Genomic DNA, 16,606 nt, shown 5'->3' on the forward strand with positions numbered 1-16,606 from the left:
GGAAGGACAGTTATTGTTGTTGTGTCTTCCACGACAGCTGGAAGAGTGTGCGTTGATTACAGCCTTCAAATGGCGTTGTGACAAATCCTTGGGAACACTGCGGCTGATACTTTTTTGCACTGGGCTTGCAAGGCGGGCACTACCACTCAGAGGGGGCGCCAACCTGTGAGTTCTGACAGTAGACGCTAAAAGGTCGCGGAGGGTTAATGGTATGGCACAACCCAACCAGGAGATGTTTATGAACTGTTCTCGTGTAAACCTCAAAAACAACACGCTTTATAAGATCGCATTGGGCTTGGTCGTTGCTGTTTCGATCAGTGCCTGTACAACAGAACCTACTCCCCCAGTCGAAACAAATGAGCTACCTTGTCGAGTGGCGGGCTATTTTAAAAGTCAAGATAGGGTCGGCGGGTTCTACCGCTGTGTTTGGAACGCTTCCATTAATCGGTGGATTCAATATCCGTATGATTGCCCCAGGGGCCTGGAATTCAGCGAACAGTTACAAGCGTGTGTAAAACCCTGATTTTTTCGCCAGGGTCTATTCATCGGTAGCATAAACAAGCGAGTGCACAGGGATCAGTACATGTACTGATCCCTGTTTTGCATTTGCCTCAAATCGGATAAGGGGTCTGGATAATGCAAATATCATCCAGGTCATAGACCCCGCCGGTGGTTGGGTTTCTGAAGGCTATCGACGCGACAAACGGGTTGCCGGGCAAGTAGCCGAGCGGGATGTCAACATTCAGCCAGGTATTGATCGCGGGGACCTGAGGCGAGCTACTCAGTGTGCCCAGCCGGATTTCAATGAACGTCGGCGCGCCAATGGCAGCAAACTTGTTGATCCGATACCTGAAACTGATCCGGTAATAGCCTGCGGTGGCAGGCGTCAAGGTTTTGTACAGACGGGCTCCTTGGCCAGTAAGGGGGCCTGCCTGCCAAAAGAAGTTACCATTGGGTTCGCGTCGGATGCCCACATTTGTCCACTCACTGAGCCAGTAATTCACGTAATTGTCAGTGAACGTCGTGCAGTCGTGGACCATCACGCTTCTTACCGTGTAACGCGTTGACGGAAACTCAATCGCCCGCCACTCATCCCTGATACCGTTGAGCGCCACCTTCAACTGCAGGGTCAGCATGCTGTTGTTTCCAAGGTTGTGCAGGTAACTGCTCAACACCGTTTCCAGGTGATAACGCTGGCTGATCCAGGCTGCGTCTACCTCGCCATCGACCGTACCGTCCAGCAGGGTCAAGTTGAGCGCCTTACCGTCGCGGTCGGTACCGAACAACTTGAGCCACACGGGTTGGTGCTTGGCAATGAATGGCCATATCCCTGCCCGAGCTGTGGCGTTGCCGACCGTATCCAAATCGATTATGCCGGCGGGTGTGGCTTCATCGATCTGCAGCACGGTTTTTTTCAGCTCGGCTTGAGACAACGGATCAAGATTCACCGTGAGCAAGACAGAGGGCCGGGTATCCGCACCTTTGGTTACCGTGTACCTGATCGTGAATTGGGTCCTGGTGCTGCCGATATTGGCAGCAATCAATGCGGCGCCCAGGGGCACATTGACGGTGCCATCAGTTTCCCCATAGATCGGCCCGATCGTAGCCGAGCCGGCGCCGGTGCTGCCTAGAACTTCGACATAGATCCTGTCGGTGGCGCTCATCGGACCATAGCTCACCCGCAGATTTGCACCGTATTGTGCATCCAGCGCCGCCAATGTCACCAGCGTGCCGGACCCGCTTGCTTCTTCCAAGATGGGCACCGGGTACTGTGCAGGCAAGGCCCTGACGGTGTAGTCGCGTTGCAAAAAACGTACGGCATTGGACAGGTCCGAGCTCTGGTCGAAGGTGACCGCACAGCGCATGCTCAATTGCGTGCCGTCCTTGAGCTTGCGTATTTCTGCAATGGGCGCCAGTGGATGGAGACCGTTCTGCTCGCCGTCCAGTCCTACCAGGTCGCCATAGTTGAAGGCGTGGTAGAACTGATTGCCGTCTGCATAGGTGCCGAACAGTTCGAACCACACCCGCTGAAAGTGATGGATGAAGAACCAGCGATCGGCAAGGGCGCGTTCGGTGCCCTTCAGTGTGCTGACGTCGAGTACCGCATCCAACGCATAGCCTTCCAGATAGGGTTTGGGGAATGGCGGTGGTAACAACTCCAGGTTCAACACCGGCGATGGCGTTTTGTGCAGGCCCCGGATTACGAAGTACTGCACCTGGATAAAGTGCCCCTGCGCCTGGATGTTGGCACCCACTATATCAGGGGCGATGTCGGTGTACACGACCTTCGATGTATTGCCATTCTGGGTTTCGCAATAGGTACCAATTCCCGGGATTCCGCTCCAGCAGGTCTCGACTTGGTCGGTGGGCCGCAATTGCGCAATATTGGCCACGACGGTCGCTCCCCCTGTTGCGGCAACTGCCGCCAGTTGGTCGGGGTAGCGGGTTGCTTCTGCGACTTCCGGTCGTATCAGTGTGAGCGCTTTTCCTACAGTGATAAGCAGAACATCGGAAAAGCGTTTCGGGCTGTTATCCGCCGGTTGCAGTGTGTAGCTGAGACGAATTTCCCCATCGTTATTGGCAATGGCATATTTCGCGTCTACCGGAACCACGACCTGCCTGCCTGCCGTCGATGAGTTCAGTTTTATGTCATCACTGGTGGAACCGTTGCTGGCAGAACCTCTCAAAAACCACTCGAAAATGTCGCCGGGCGCCGTACGCGTTTCGGTCAAGGTCAAGTTGAGCGTGGTGCCAATAATGCTATCAATGTCCAAATTGTTGAACAGGTCTACATATTGCAGTTTCGGTTCGGGCATCGAGCGTACGGCTGCGCCGAAGGTCACTTCCAGAACTTCGGACTTGCGTACCGTCTGAATGCCTGAGCCCATGATCCGCATCCGGCCATCGTTGAAGAGGTAGAACACGAGGACCGTTCCCAGTCCGATGAAAGGCGAGAACTGCGCCTGGAGCACTGTGCGAGGGAGCGGAGGTGGTTCTTTTGCGCCTGCGAGCAGTTCTTCAGTGTACTCAACCAACCGGCCTAACTGGTCAAGGGCTTGCATGACGAAGGTCACGCTCCAGTCAGCGTCATAGGGTGAAATTTCTTTCGGGAAAAAAGCCTGGAAGTAGGGGGTTGATGGGTCAATAAAACCACCTTCGTTTTTATCGATGGTCATTGCCGGCATCGATCGTTTAACGCCGCTCACGGTGACGTTCAAGCGCCTGGAAGTGCCGAGGAGGCTGCCAGTGGACGTTTTCAGCTCGTATTCGATCTCCAAGTGACCGCCGATCACGGCTTCTGCGTCTTTTTTGTCCACTGGGGTCGTAGCTGACCGATCGATCCGAGCAGGAAATGGCGTGAGAAGTACGGTAGTGCGTCCACCGTCAGAGTCGATTAGGGTCAGTTTCACGTGGATCATCGCGCCAGCCGGCGTAGACACGCCATTGGGCAGCGTTTTAGGAATGACCACTTCGACTTTCAGCGGTTTTTCCCCGTCTTTGTCGTAGTCCAATTCGTCGACCGAATCCTCATCGACGGTGAAGTGCGCTCGGTTGAGCAACAGTTTGTTCAGGTCGGTTTCCACCCTTATGGGCTTCGACCACTGCGGCACTTCTCCCGAATAGTTGAACACGATGTCAAAGACCCGGAAGTAAATCACCACCCAGCCACTGCCCCCGGCGATGATGGTTGACTCCGGCACATGCACGACAATCGGCTTGATACCGTCGAGGTGGTCTTGATCTATCTCCTGGAATACCTTAAACCCGTTCCACCAGGTCTCAATAGTGTCCCCCTTCGCCATTCTCGGATAAGGATCAACTGTCAAGTCCACGCCTTCCTCAGCCCGTTCGGGGTCGAGTACACCGTCCACCAGATCAGGCGGTAGATGGATGACCAGTCGCGAGTGATAGTAGGGATTGGTGCTGACGCCACCGGGGCGGTCGGTTTTGACAAGCCAGGTTTCATAAGGGGAGGTGCTCGGGGTGCCGCTGCCCACTCGTGTCACTTGGCCAAAACACGGATAAATATAGCCCCTCGGCACCAACCCTTCTGGTATCACCAGCGTGACAAAGTTCTTATCCGGATCCAAATCTTCTTGCCTGATTTCACCGGCGGCAATGGCGTAAGTGAAACTGCCCATGAATAACTTGAACGTGTCGCCCTTATTGAAGTTGAACCACTTGCTGAAACGTACGGTAAGCCAGGGCTGCACCAGTCGAATGTTCAAACCGATATCAGCGCCTGGAATCGGTTGCACTGCGTCGCTGACAAACGGGGAGTCCAGCGGGTCGGCAATGACGGGGGGCTTTGGCCCATGGCGATGGGGCTTGCAGACAGGGCAGGGCGGGTTGGAGGACGTGAGTTTTTTCATAGTGAGCGCTCCTTATGCAGCATAAAGCTGGGTAAGGAAATCACACACCCCTCGGTGTGGCGCGTATAGCTGTCAAAGTTGACAGTAGCGACGGGTGGTCAGGCCAGGTTCTGCTCCGTCAAGCGCTGTACTGCCAACCGACGGTAGTGCGACGGGGTCATGCCCTTGAGCTGCTGGAAGCGCCGATTGAAGTTGGAAATGTTGTTGAAGCCCGACTCGAAACACACATCGGTCACGGGTTTTTCGCCATCGGCGAGCAGTTCGCACGACTTGCTGATGCGCAGGCGGTTGACGAATTCAACGAAGGTACGCCCGGTGGCCTGCTTGAACACCCTGGAAAAATAGGTGGGTTTCATCCCCAGGTAATCCGCCACCTCTTCGAGCGGCAACTCGCGCGCGTAGTGGGCAAAGATGTAATCCACCGCGCGGTTGGTGCGGTCGATGCTGTGCTCGTCCGCCAGTTGTGGCGTAGTCACACCGGACAGTAGCTGGTAGTCCTCGCAGGCGCTCAGCACCTCCAGCAGGATAAAGAAATGCCCCAGGCGCGCCATGCCCTGGGCGTCTTCGATGCGCTGCATCAAAGTCATGGCTTGGGCGATGGTCTTTTTGCAGCGAAATTCGATGCCGTACTGAGCGCGCTCCAGCAACGGCGCCAGGCTCTTTAACTCGGTAAAAATGTGGCTGCCGTGCTCGAACAACTCATCGGTGAAGTTCACCAGCATGTCGCGCTTGGGCACCACCTCGTCTTCCTCCACCTGGCTGATCCAGTTATGGGGCAGGTTGGGGCCGGTGAGAAACAGACTTTCCGGGTAGAAGTTGCCGATGTAGTCGCCGATAAACACCTTGCCGGAACTGGCGACGATCAGGTGCAGCTCGTATTCCTTGTGGAAGTGCCAGCGCACCAGCGGGCAGGGAAAACCGTGCTGGCGATAGATGATGGACAGGCCGTTGTGGTCGTCCATCAACTCGTAGGAAGGGTCGGTAATACGCGTTGCTCGGGTCATGCTGCCGTCGCTTTATTGTGGTTGCTGCGTAGGATAATGCCCCGTCGCGCGCCACCTCGCCAGCGTTGGTGTTTATACGACGCGGTTTTTCGCCTCGATCCACTGAGACATGTACTGCGTACTTTTATGGGCGTGGTGGCGCAGCATGCTGCCGGTGAAGTTATCGCGGCGGTGGGCATTTAGTGTGCTGCGGCACTGTTCCAGGCGGGCCACCAGTGCAGGGCCATGGACGTTCTGGTCATAGCGGCGGGCCAACAGATGGCGGCCGTTTTCCTGGGCCTGGGTCCAGCGTTTGCGGTCCTGGTAGAGCGCTACCGCAGCCGCGGCCAGGGCCTGTGCGCTGTGTTCGATCACGCCCGGCCAGGGTTGCTCGTCGCCCATGGCCTCGGCGCCGATGGGCGTGGTGATATTCGGTGTGCCGCAGAGCATCGCGTCCGCCAGCTTGCCCTTGATGCCGGCGCCGAACCGCAAGGGCGCCAGGCAGATACGCGCGGCGGTCATGACTTGCAGGGCATCTTCGGCCCAGTTCATCACATGAAAGCCTTGGGCCGGGTTGTGCAAGGCGGTGGCTTTGGGCGGGGTGTAGGCACCGTAGATATGCAGCTGCGCGCCCGGCAATTGCTGGCGGATCAACGGCCACAGGCTGTTTTTCATCCAGAGCACCGCATCCCAGTTGGGCGCGTGGCGGAAGTTGCCGATGCTGAGGAAGTGCGCGCGGTCTTCAAACGGTGCGAACGGTTCGGTCGGCGGCTCCAGCATCAGTGGGCACCAGTGGAGCAGGGCGGCCGGCACTTTGAAATGCTCGGTGAGCAAGCGGATTTCCACATCCGAGATCATCAGGCTGATATCGCAGCGGTAGATCGCCGCGATCTCGCGTTTGGCCAGGTCGGTGTCGGCCATCAGTTGGAACTCGGCCTGCAGCGCGGGGGAGAACAGTGCGCTGAAATCGTCGCTGTCGGGGTGCGCCTTCAGGTGATCCTTGAAACGCTGGTGACGGGCGTCGCGCAGGCTCTGCAGGTCGGAGGTTTCCAGCACGCGCAGGGCGTTGGGGCAGCATTTCTCGACGCGCCAGCCGAACTGTTCCTCCATCATGAAACGGTCGAACAGCACGATGTCCGGGGCCAGTTCGCGGATAAAGTCGTCGAAACTGCTGTTATTGAGTTCGATGGCGCATTCGGCGATGCCCAGCGCAGGCAAGTCGGCCTTGTGTTCGCCAATAGTGGCGGGGCTGCTGAAGGTGATGTCCCAACCTTGCGTAAGAAAACTCTCAAGGATTTGCATCATATGCCCGCCTGCGGCCGAGGAACGGGGTTCCGGCCAGACGTATCCAATGACCAGGACTTTGGTGGCAGGGGCATTCATCGACATCGTTTTCCTTGAGGGGCAGGGCACAAAGCGCGCAATTAAACCATAACCTACGGCATGACAATTTATGTTTGGCGGTAGGTAGCCAACGTACTTTGTGGTTAACTTCGGCCTCTCGAATTCGTTAAACCCAAATCAGCATAAGGATTCCGTTCATGGCTCAAGTCACCCTTCGTGGTAACCCTGTCCAGGTTGAAGGCGAATTGCCGAAAACCGGTTCCACCGCTCCTGAGTTCAGCCTTGTTGCTGTCGACCTGTCGGAAGCGTCCCTGGAAACTTTCGCTGGCAAGCGCAAGGTTCTGAACATCTTCCCAAGCGTTGACACCCCGACCTGCGCCACTTCGGTACGCAAGTTCAACGCCCAGGCCAACGACCTGAGCAACACCGTGGTGCTGTGCATCTCCTCTGACCTGCCGTTTGCCCAGAAGCGTTTCTGCGGCACCGAAGGCCTGGACAACGTGCTGAGCCTGTCGGACTTCCGCAACGCCGACTTCGCAGTGGACTACGGCGTTTCGCTGGCCGACGGCCCTCTGCAAGGCCTGACCGCCCGCGCCGTAGTGGTGCTGGACGAGAACAACAACGTGCTGCACAGCGAACTGGTGCCCGAAATCGGCCAAGAGCCGAACTACGAAGCAGCCCTGGCTGTTTTGAAGTAACTGTTTCGGTACGTTACTGTCGTTTTGCAGTAACACGCTTGATGCATGATTGCGGCCTGGCCTAGTCCAGGCCGTTTTTATTTGTGGTTCAGATGCTTAGCGAAACGGTCGATGAACTAAGGTCAGAAGTTAAAAGTTGTAAGCCCAAGGTAAATAGCCGGTAAAGGCGCTTTTCTAAATGCGCCCCAGTGCTTATCTTTCAGCCTCCCAAAGAAGAAGCTCTCGCGCCCAATGGTTGATCACTCCATGCAATCCTCCCCCCGTAAGTCCCGCCGCTGGCTGTTCGCCCTGCTTGTGCTGGTGGTTGTCGCCGGTTTGTGCTGGAAATTCTGGCCTGGCAGCCATAAAGAAGGCGCCGAGAAGCCTGCGGGCCATGCCGGCAAAACGGGGATGATGCGCCCTGGCTTCGGTGGTTCTACGGGCCCGGTGCCGGTGCGCGTGGCGCCTGCGGTATTGGGCGAGTTCCCTGTGTACTACAAGGCCTTGGGCACGGTGACCGCGCTCAACACCATCAATGTGCGCAGCCGGGTGGGCGGCGAACTGGTGAAGATCGCCTTTGAAGAAGGGCAGATGGTCAAGGCTGGCGACCTGCTCGCAGAAATCGACCCACGCAGTTACCAGAACGCCTTGCTCCAGGCCCAGGGCACGCTGATGCAGAACCAGGCCCAGCTGAAAAACGCCCAGGTCGATGTGCAGCGTTACCGCGACCTGTACGCCCAGGACAGCATCGCCAAGCAGACCCTGGACACCGCCGAAGCGCTGGTCCTGCAATACCAGGGCACGGTCAAGACCAACCAGGGCGCGGTGGATGACGCCAAGCTCAACCTCGAATTCACCAAGATCCGTGCGCCGATCAGCGGCCGGGTCGGCCTGCGTCAGGTGGACGTGGGCAACCTGGTGGCGGCCAACGACACCACGTTCCTGGCCGTGATCACCCAGACCCAGCCGATCAGCGTGGCCTTCACCCTGCCGGAAAATACCCTGGAAACCGTACTCACCCGCTACCACGCCGGCAACAAGCTGCCCGTGGAAGCCTGGGACCGTGGCGATGTGAAGCAACAGGCCGTCGGCGTGTTGCAGAGCCTGGACAACCAGATCGACGTCACCACCGGCACCCTGAAATTCAAGGCGCGTTTCGATAACAAGGACCAGGCGCTGTTCCCCAACCAGTTTGTCAATGTGCACCTGCTGGCCGACACCCTGCATAACGTGGTGCTGGCGCCGTCGGCGGCGATCCAGTTCGGCAACACCGGTACTTTCGTCTACGTGCTCGACGGCGACAAGAAGGTCAAGGTGCAGCCGCTGGTGGTGGGAGATACCGACGGCGACAACACCGTGATCAAGGGAGGCCTCAAGGCCGGCGACCGCGTGGTACTGGAAGGCACCGACCGCTTGAAGGACGGCAGCGAAATCGAAGTGGTCAACGATAGCAGTGAAGTGCCGACCACGCCGACTGAACACCTGCAAGGCAAGCCTGCGGCGAAAGGGGAGACCGGCACCACCGCCAGCAAGGCGCAAAAGGTCGGTTCATGAACCTGTCGCGGCTGTTTATCCTTCGCCCGGTCGCCACCACGCTGAGCATGCTGGCCATTGTGTTGGCCGGCATCATCGCTTATCGCCTGTTGCCGGTGTCGGCGTTGCCCCAGGTGGATTACCCGACCATCCGCGTGATGACCCTGTACCCCGGCGCCAGCCCGGATGTAATGACCAGTGCGGTCACCGCGCCTCTGGAGCGCCAGTTCGGGCAAATGCCCGGCCTTACGCAGATGGCCTCCACCAGTTCTGGCGGTGCGTCGGTGCTGACCCTGCGTTTCAACCTCGACATCAATATGGATGTCGCCGAGCAGCAGGTGCAGGCCGCGATCAACGCCGCGACCAACCTGTTGCCCAAGGACCTGCCGGCGCCGCCGGTGTACAACAAGGTCAACCCGGCGGATACCCCGGTGCTGACCCTGGCAATCACGTCCAAGACCATGCTGCTGCCCAAGCTCAATGACCTGGTCGACACGCGCATGGCGCAGAAGATCGCGCAGATCAGCGGCGTCGGCATGGTCAGCATCGCCGGCGGCCAGCGCCAGGCCGTGCGCATCAAGGTCAACCCCGAGGCCCTGGCGGCCAATGGCTTGAACCTGTCGGACGTGCGCACCCTGATCGCCGCGTCCAACGTCAACCAGCCCAAGGGCAACTTCGACGGCCCCACCCGTGTGTCGATGCTCGACGCCAACGACCAGTTGGTCTCGCCCCAGCAATACGCCGAACTGATCCTCGCCTACAACAATGGCGCGCCGCTGCGCCTCAAAGACGTGGCCCAGATCGTCGACGGCGCCGAAAACGAACGCCTCGCCGCCTGGGCCAATGAAAACCAGGCCGTGCTGCTGAATATCCAGCGCCAGCCGGGCGCCAACGTGATCGAGGTGGTGGACCGCATCAAGGCGCTGCTGCCGAGCATCACCGACAACTTGCCCGCCGGCCTCGACGTGACGGTGCTAACCGACCGCACCCAGACCATCCGCGCCTCGGTCAAGGACGTGCAGCACGAATTGCTCATCGCCATTGCCCTGGTGGTGATGGTGACGTTCCTGTTCCTGCGCCGGGTCAGCGCCACGATCATTCCGTCCATTGCCGTGCCGCTGTCCCTGGTGGGCACCTTTGGCGTGATGTACCTGGCGGGATTCTCCATCAACAACCTGACGCTGATGGCCCTGACCATCGCCACCGGGTTTGTGGTGGACGATGCCATCGTGATGCTGGAGAACATTTCCCGTTACATCGAAGAAGGTGAAACCCCGCTGGCCGCCGCGCTCAAGGGCGCCAAGCAGATCGGCTTCACCCTGATTTCCCTGACGCTGTCGCTGATCGCGGTACTGATTCCGCTGCTGTTCATGGCCGACGTAGTCGGGCGCCTGTTCCGAGAGTTCGCCATCACCCTGGCGGTGGCGATCCTGATTTCCCTGGTGGTATCCCTGACCCTCACGCCCATGATGTGCGCGCGTTTGCTCAAGCGTGAGCCGAAGGAAGAGGAACAAAGCCGCTTTTACAAGGCCAGCGGCGCCTGGATCGATTGGTTGATCGCGCGTTACGCCAGCATGTTGCAGTGGGTACTCAAGCATCAGCCGCTGACCCTGCTGGTGGCCATCGCTACCTTGGGCCTCACCGTGTTCCTGTACCTGATCGTGCCCAAGGGCTTCTTCCCGGTGCAGGACACCGGTGTGATCCAGGGCATTTCCGAAGCGCCGCAGTCGATCTCCTTCGCGGCCATGAGCCAGCGCCAGCAGGAACTGGCCAAGATCATCCTGGCCGATCCGTCGGTGGAAAGCCTGTCTTCCTACATTGGTGTGGACGGAGACAACGCCACCCTCAACAGCGGGCGTTTGCTGATCAACCTCAAGGCCCACGGCCAGCGTGACTTGAGCGCGGCCCAGGTGATCACGCGTTTGCAGCCGGAAATCGACAAGCTGGTGGGGATCCGCCTGTTTATGCAGCCGGTGCAGGACCTGACCATCGAAGACCGTGTGAGCCGTACCCAGTACCAGTTCAGCATGTCGTCGCCGGATGCCGAGTTGCTGGCCCTGTGGAGCGACAAACTGGTCCACGCGTTGAGCCAATTGCCCGAACTCACTGACGTCGCCAGCGACCTGCAGGACAAGGGCCTGCAGGTGTACCTGGTGATCGACCGCGACGCGGCGTCGCGCCTGGGCGTCAGCGTGTCGACCATCACCGACGCGCTGTACGACGCCTTCGGCCAGCGGCAGATTTCCACGATCTACACCCAAGCCAGCCAGTACCGCGTGGTATTACAGGCCCAGTCCGGCGAAACCCTCGGCCCGGATGCATTGAATCAGATCCACGTGAAAACCACCGACGGCGGCCAGGTGCGTTTGTCCAGCCTGGCCCGTGTGGAGCAGCGCCAGGCGCAATTGGCGATTGCGCATATCGGCCAGTTCCCGGCAGTGATGATGTCGTTCAACCTGGCCCCCGGCGTTGCGCTGGGCAAAGGTGTGGAGCTGATCAACCAGACCCAGAAAGACATCGGCATGCCGGTGGGCGTGCAGACTCAGTTCCAGGGCGCGGCCCAGGCCTTCGAAGCCTCGCTGTCGAGTACGTTGCTGCTGATCCTGGCGGCGGTGGTCACCATGTATATAGTGCTGGGTGTGCTCTACGAGAGTTATATCCACCCGATCACTATTCTCTCGACCTTGCCGTCGGCAGCCGTCGGAGCGTTGTTGGCGTTGCTGCTCAGTGGCAATGACCTGGGCATGATCGCGATCATCGGCATCATCTTGTTGATCGGTATCGTCAAGAAGAACGCGATCATGATGATCGACTTCGCCCTCGACGCCGAACGCAACCAAGGCCTCGACCCGCAGACCGCGATCTACCAGGCGGCGCTGCTGCGCTTCCGGCCGATCCTGATGACCACGCTGGCCGCACTGTTCGGCGCGGTGCCGTTGATGCTGGCCACGGGTTCCGGCGCGGAACTGCGCCAGCCCCTGGGCCTGGTGATGGTCGGTGGTCTGCTGGTGAGCCAGGTGCTCACCCTGTTCACCACGCCGGTCATCTACCTGTACTTCGATCGCCTGGGCCGTCGCTGGCGCAAAGAGCCGCAAAGCCTGGAGCCGGTTGAGTCATGAACCTGTCCGGACCATTCATCCGCCGGCCGGTCGCGACCATGCTGTTGAGCCTGGCGATCCTGTTGCTGGGCGGCGTGAGCTTCAACCTGTTGCCGGTGTCGCCGCTGCCGCAGATCGACTTCCCGGTGATCGTGGTGTCGGCCAGCTTGCCCGGCGCGAGCCCCGAGGTGATGGCGTCTACCGTGGCGACGCCGCTGGAGCGCTCGTTCGGCGCGATTGCCGGCATCACCACTATGAGCAGCTCGTCGAGCCAGGGTTCTACGCGGGTGATCCTGGCGTTTGACTCCGACCGCGATATCAACGGCGCGGCGCGGGAAGTGCAGGCGGCGATCAATGCCTCGCGCAACCTGCTGCCCAGCGGTATGCGCAGCATGCCGACCTATAAGAAGATCAACCCGTCCCAGGCGCCGATCATGGTGCTGTCGCTGACCTCGGACGTGTTGCAGAAGGGCCAGCTGTACGATTTGGCCTCTACCATTCTGTCGCAGAGCCTGTCCCAGGTGCCTGGCGTCGGTGAAGTGCAGATCGGCGGCAGTTCCTTGCCGGCGGTGCGCATCGAACTCGAACCCAAGGCCCTCGACCAGTACGGCGTGGCCCTCGACGATGTGCGCAACACCATCGCCAACGCCAACCAGCGTCGGCCCAAGGGTTCCCTGGAAGACAGCCAGCGCAACTGGCAGATCCAGGCCAACGACCAGTTGGAAAAGGCCAAGGACTACGAGCCGCTGCTGATCCGCTACCAGAACGGCGCGGCCCTGCGCCTGGGCGATGTGGCCAAGATCAGTGACGGCGTGGAAGACCGCTACAACAGCGGGTTCTTCAACAACGAGCCGGCGGTGCTGCTGGTGATCAACCGCCAGTCTGGCGCCAACATCATCGAAACTGTCCGGCAAATCAAGGCGCAGTTGCCGGCGTTGCAGGCGGTGCTGCCGTCCAGCGTCAAGCTGAGCCTGGCCATGGACCGTTCGCCGGTGATCACCGCGACCTTGCATGAAGCCGAGATGACCTTGCTGATTGCCGTGGGCCTGGTGATCCTGGTGGTGTACCTGTTCCTGGGTAACTTCCGCGCCTCGCTGATCCCGACCCTGGCGGTGCCGGTGTCACTGGTGGGCACCTTTGCGGTGATGTACCTGTATGGGTTCTCGCTGAACAACTTCTCGTTGATGGCGTTGATCCTGGCCACCGGGTTGGTGGTGGACGATGCCATCGTGGTGCTGGAGAACATTTCCCGGCATATCGACGAAGGCGTGCCGCCAATGAAAGCGGCGTACCTGGGCGCCCAGGAAGTCGGCTTTACCTTGCTGTCGATGAACGTGTCGCTGGTGGCGGTGTTCCTGTCGATCCTGTTCATGGGCGGGATCGTCACCAACCTGTTCCGCGAGTTTTCCATCACCTTGTCGGCGGCGATCATTGTGTCGCTGATTGTTTCGCTGACCCTGACCCCGATGCTCTGCGCGCGCTGGCTCAAACCGCATGTAAAGGGTGAAATGACCGGTTTGCAGCGCTGGAGCCAGAAGGTCAACGACCGCATGGTCGCCGGCTACGCCACCAGCCTGGACTGGGTGCTGCGCCATCGACGCCTGACCTTGCTCAGCCTGTTGCTGACCATCGGCATGAACGTCGCGCTTTATGTGGTGGTGCCCAAGACCTTCATGCCCCAGCAGGACACCGGCCAGTTGATCGGTTTTGTGCGCGGTGATGACGGCCTGTCGTTCAGCGTGATGCAGCCGAAGATGGAAACCTTCCGCAAAGCGGTGCTCAAGGACCCGGCGGTACTCAGCGTGGCCGGCTTCATCGGCGGCAACAACGGCACCAACAATGCGGTGATGCTGGTGCGCCTTAAACCCATCAGCGAGCGCAAGGTTTCCGCCCAGGCGGTGATCGAGCGCCTGCGCAAGGACGTGCCGCTGGTGCCAGGCGGGCGGTTGTTCCTGATGGCTGACCAGGACCTGCAATTTGGCGGCAGCCGCGACCAGACCAGCGCGCAGTATTCCTACATCCTGCAAAGCGGCGACCTGGCGGCCTTGCGCCTGTGGTACCCGAAAGTGGTGGCCGCCTTGCGCGAGCTGCCGGAACTCACCGCCATCGACGCCCGCGAAGGCCGGGGCGCGGCGCAGGTCACGCTGATTGTCGACCGCGACCAGGCCAAGCGCCTGGGCATCGACATGGACATGGTCACGGCGGTGCTCAACAACGCCTACAGCCAGCGGCAGATTTCCACCATCTACGACAGCCTCAACCAGTACCAGGTGGTGATGGAGGTCAATCCCAAATACGCCCAGGACCCGATCACCCTCAACCAGATGCAGGTGATCACGGCCGATGGTGCGCGAGTGCCGTTGTCGACCATTGCCCACTATGAGAACAGCCTGGCCGACGACCGCGTCAGCCACGAAGGCCAGTTCGCCTCGGAAAACATCGCCTTCGACATGGCGCCCGGCGTGACGGTGGAGCAGGGCACGGCCGCCATCGAACGGGCGATTGCCAAGGTTGGCCTGCCGGAAGACGTGATCGCCAAGATGGCCGGCACCGCGGATGCCTTCGCCGCCACGCAGAAGGGCCAGCCGTTCATGATCCTCGGCGCGCTGGTGGCGGTTTACCTGGTGCTGGGCATTCTGTATGAGAGCTACATTCACCCGCTGACCATCCTCTCGACCTTGCCGTCGGCCGGTGTCGGCGCGATGCTCGCGATCTACCTGACCGGGGGCGAGTTCAGCCTGATCTCCTTGCTGGGCCTGTTCCTGCTGATCGGCGTGGTGAAGAAAAACGCGATCCTGATGATCGACCTGGCCTTGCAGCTGGAGCGCCACGACGGCTTGGGCCCGTTGGAATCGATCCGCAGCGCCTGCCTGTTGCGTTTGCGCCCGATTCTGATGACCACCCTGGCCGCCATCCTCGGTGCCTTGCCGTTGCTGCTGGGTGCGGGCGATGGTGCTGAAATGCGCCGTCCGTTGGGCCTGACGATTATCGGCGGCCTGGTGTTCAGCCAGGTCCTGACCCTTTACACCACTCCGGTGGTCTACCTCTATCTCGACCGCGCGCGCCATCGCTTCAATAAATGGCGCGGCGTGCGTACCGATGCTGCCCTGGACACTGCGCTATGACCGATTCAACCTTTGCCCGACTGGCCCTGTTCCGTGGCTCCCGTGTGGCGAGCCTGGTGCTGTGCGGCGTGCTGCTCAGCGCTTGCGCCGTCGGCCCTGACTACAAGCGCCCTGAAGTCATTGAACCGGCGCAATTCAAGGAAGCCCAGGGCTGGCGCCAGGCCACCCCCAGCGATTCCCTGGCCCGTGGCGCCTGGTGGGAGCTTTACGGCGACCGTCAGCTCAATGACCTGGTGGTGCGCCTGAACACGTCCAACCAAACCGTGGCGCAGGCCGAAGCGCGCTTTCGCCAGGCCCAGGCGCTGGTGCGCAGCTCCCGTGGCGCGTTTTACCCCACCGTTGACCTGAGCGCAGGGAAAACCCGCGCCAGCCAGGGCACCGGTAGCAGTAACGCCAGCCTGAGCAGTTCCAGCAGCGGTATCCGCGACACCCTCAATGCCCAGTTGGGCGTGAGCTGGGAAGCGGATATCTGGGGCAAATTGCGCCGGGGCCTGGAAGCCAACGAAGCCAGCGCTGAAGCCAGCTCGGCGGACCTGGCGGCGATGCGTCTGAGCCAGCAGTCCGAACTGGTGCAAAGCTACCTCCAACTGCGGGTCATGGATGAACAGACGCGCTTGCTGCAAGCCACGCTGGAGACCTATCAACGCTCCTTGCAAATGACCGAAAACCAGTACCGCGCCGGAGTCTCCGGCAAGGACGCGGTGGCCCAGGCACAAACCCAGCTCAAGACCACCCAGGCCAGCCTGATCGACCTGATCTGGCAGCGCGCCCAGCTGGAAAACGCGATTGCCGTGTTGATCGGCGAGGCGCCGGCCAATTTCAACCTGGCGGTGAGCAAGGACATCCCGGCATTGCCGCAGATTCCCGTGAGCCTGCCGTCGCAACTGCTGGAGCGCCGTCCGGACATTGCTTCGGCCGAACGCTCGGTGATCGCCGCCAATGCCAATATCGGCGTGGCCAAGGCTGCCTACTACCCGGACCTGAGCCTGAGCCTGGCCGGTGGTTACTCCAGCAGCACCTATGCCGACTGGATCAGCCTGCCGAATCGCTTCTGGTCGGTGGGGCCAAAGCTGGCCATGACGCTGTTTGACGGCGGCCAGCGTTCGGCGGAAGTCGACCGCACCGTGGCCAGCTACGACGAGACTGTCGCCAAGTACCGCCAGACCGTGCTGGATGGGTTCCGTGAAGTGGAAAACTACATGGTGCAACTCAAAGTGCTGGAAGACGAGGCGGTGGTCAGCAATGAAGCACTCGACGCCGCCCGTGAGTCGTTGCGCCTGACCCAGAACCAGTACAAGGCGGGGCTGATTGCTTACCTGGATGTGGTCACCACGCAAGCGACCGCACTGAGCAACGAACGCACGGTACTGACCCTTTTGCAGACGCGCCTGGTGGCCAGTGTGCAATTGATCGCGGCATTGGGCGGTGGTTGGGACGGGCAGACACCGATTGCCGAGAAGGACTGATTTTGGC

9 protein-coding genes are annotated in these 16,606 nt (G+C 60.1%); 6 read left to right on the forward strand and 3 right to left on the reverse strand.

From position 1 onward, the window contains the following. Positions 1 to 238: 238 nt before the first annotated feature. The gene (locus HX812_RS32415; protein WP_372848851.1) at positions 239 to 523 is read left to right on the forward strand and encodes a chitin-binding domain-containing protein; all 285 of its coding nucleotides are present in this window, start codon (positions 239 to 241) and stop codon (positions 521 to 523) included. 88 nt (positions 524 to 611) lie between these two features. On the opposite strand, the gene HX812_RS14600 is transcribed toward HX812_RS32415, so the two are convergent. From HX812_RS14600 to HX812_RS14610, 3 genes are all read right to left on the reverse strand, one after another. Continuing rightward, the gene (locus HX812_RS14600) at positions 612 to 4,373 is read right to left on the reverse strand and encodes a hypothetical protein (RefSeq protein ID WP_038850199.1); all 3,762 of its coding nucleotides are present in this window, start codon (positions 4,371 to 4,373) and stop codon (positions 612 to 614) included. Positions 4,374 to 4,471: 98 nt separating this feature from the next. Continuing rightward, positions 4,472 to 5,377 carry an AraC family transcriptional regulator gene (locus HX812_RS14605; RefSeq protein WP_038850198.1) on the reverse strand — a complete coding sequence of 302 codons (906 nt, stop codon included), beginning with the start codon at positions 5,375 to 5,377 and terminating at the stop codon, positions 4,472 to 4,474. Positions 5,378 to 5,449: 72 nt separating this feature from the next. Then, complete coding sequence (locus HX812_RS14610; RefSeq protein WP_038850196.1) at positions 5,450 to 6,739, reverse strand: glycosyltransferase; 1,290 nt, start codon at positions 6,737 to 6,739, stop codon at positions 5,450 to 5,452. Positions 6,740 to 6,897: 158 nt separating this feature from the next. Between HX812_RS14610 and tpx the strand changes: the two genes are divergently transcribed. The 5 genes from tpx to HX812_RS14635 all read left to right on the forward strand — a co-directional run bounded on the left by tpx (position 6,898) and on the right by HX812_RS14635 (position 16,599). Further along, positions 6,898 to 7,398, forward strand: coding sequence for a thiol peroxidase (gene tpx / locus HX812_RS14615; RefSeq protein WP_016980349.1), 501 nt, complete (start codon positions 6,898 to 6,900; stop codon positions 7,396 to 7,398). A 231-nt stretch (positions 7,399 to 7,629) separates the two neighbouring features. Then, positions 7,630 to 8,931, forward strand: a complete 1,302-nt coding sequence (locus HX812_RS14620; protein WP_038850195.1) for an MdtA/MuxA family multidrug efflux RND transporter periplasmic adaptor subunit — start codon at positions 7,630 to 7,632, stop codon at positions 8,929 to 8,931. After that, positions 8,928 to 12,029: an MdtB/MuxB family multidrug efflux RND transporter permease subunit gene (locus HX812_RS14625; RefSeq protein WP_038850194.1), complete on the forward strand. Its 3,102-nt coding sequence runs from the start codon at positions 8,928 to 8,930 to the stop codon at positions 12,027 to 12,029. Before HX812_RS14620 ends, HX812_RS14625 begins: the two co-directional genes overlap by 4 nt. Next, positions 12,026 to 15,133 (forward strand): efflux RND transporter permease subunit, encoded by a 3,108-nt coding sequence (locus tag HX812_RS14630; protein WP_038850193.1) that lies wholly within the window; start codon positions 12,026 to 12,028, stop codon positions 15,131 to 15,133. The genes HX812_RS14625 and HX812_RS14630 overlap by 4 nt, the downstream gene beginning before the upstream one ends. Then, positions 15,130 to 16,599: an efflux transporter outer membrane subunit gene (locus tag HX812_RS14635; protein ID WP_038850191.1), complete on the forward strand. Its 1,470-nt coding sequence runs from the start codon at positions 15,130 to 15,132 to the stop codon at positions 16,597 to 16,599. The genes HX812_RS14630 and HX812_RS14635 overlap by 4 nt, the downstream gene beginning before the upstream one ends. The last annotated feature ends 7 nt before the right edge of the window (positions 16,600 to 16,606 follow it).

Origin of the sequence: Pseudomonas sp. IPO3749, from assembly GCF_013386605.1 — a bacterium.
Lineage (GTDB): Bacteria > Pseudomonadota > Gammaproteobacteria > Pseudomonadales > Pseudomonadaceae > Aquipseudomonas > Aquipseudomonas azotoformans_A.